At 59.6% G+C, this 1,204-nt stretch carries 2 protein-coding genes; both read left to right on the forward strand.

The annotated features are described in order from the left end of the window. Nucleotides 1-704 precede the first annotated feature (704 nt). On the forward strand, nt 705-863 hold the full coding sequence (locus tag AM629_RS24885) for a hypothetical protein (protein WP_235525580.1): 159 nt from the start codon (nt 705-707) through the stop codon (nt 861-863). 20 nt (nt 864-883) lie between these two features. Continuing rightward, nucleotides 884-1,204: reverse transcriptase domain-containing protein (locus AM629_RS24890; protein ID WP_268794993.1), on the forward strand; the 321-nt coding region annotated here is incomplete at its 3' end.

Here is a 1,204-nt window from a genome sequence, read left to right on the forward strand (position 1 = left end):
TATATGTGCGCCGGGCATGGCGCGTAGCGCCGTGACAGGCGCTGTTCTTTAGCTGTGGTGGCCAAAGAGCGACTAAGAGGTGAAAGTCCTCCACACACCCGGTGAGGGGAAGTGTTAGCTGAACGGCAAGGGTGTCCACCGCGAGGGGAATCTGAAGGAAGCCGAAGGCAAAATGCTGGCCTGACGAACAGGAAGCGGCTAAGGCGGCGCAGCGGGGTAAGGTGGCATATATCACCGAAGCCCAATACTCACACGGAACGCTGTGACGTAGAGCCGACAGGTATAAGCAGGAAAGTCGCGTGAATTACCCCGGGAGATCTGCCGCCCTGCCACTGTGCTACCGGTGCTGCGAAGCGCCGGGATGGGGCGGCAGAAGTCAGCCGACGCCGTAGTAGTGCTGCAAAACCGGCAGCACGAAGGGCCGAACATGATTAACCGTGATTAGGACACTGACCCACGATGCCGATTAATGAAGCACAAGCGCAGGCAACTGCGACCACGTACAGAAGAGACGGACGGTATCCATCGGGGCTGCACGATGGCGCTGAAACCGGCACGGCGGCCAGCGGGCAAACGAAAGCGGAAGTGCCGTTGACGATGGAAACGGTGATAACGAGGGAAAACCTGATGCTGGTGTATCAGCGGGTGGTGGAAAACAAAGGCGCGGCAGGGGTAGATAACCTGAAGGCGTCGGAGTTGAAACCGTGGCTGAAGCAACACTGGCCGGTCATCAGGCAGGCATTGATCGAAGGCAGCTACCAGCCGCAGGCGATACGCAGAATGGACATCCCGAAGCCGGATGGCGGCGTGAGAACCCTGGGTATCCCGACGGTGATGGACAGGCTCATTCAGCAGGCGGATAGCGCAGCAGTTAAGCGCTATCGTGGACAAAGACTTCTCAGAGTCCAGCTACGGCTTCAGGCCGGGCCGCAACGCCTGGCAGGCGGTGCAACAGGCACAGCGCTACATGCAGAGCGGCAAACGGTGGGTGGTGGACGTCGATCTGGAGAAGTTCTTTGACCGTGTGGACCACAGGCTTCTGATGTCGCGGCTTGCCGGGACGATAAAAGACAGACGGGTATTGAAGTTAATACGCCGCTACCTGAAATCGGACATGGCGACAGGCGCAGAAAGGGAGAAACGGGGGGAGGGGCTGCCGCAGGGCGGTCCGCTGTCGCCGCTGCTGTCGAACATGGTGCTGGAT

The sequence above is a fragment of the Photorhabdus heterorhabditis genome (assembly GCF_001280945.1).
GTDB lineage: Bacteria > Pseudomonadota > Gammaproteobacteria > Enterobacterales > Enterobacteriaceae > Photorhabdus > Photorhabdus heterorhabditis.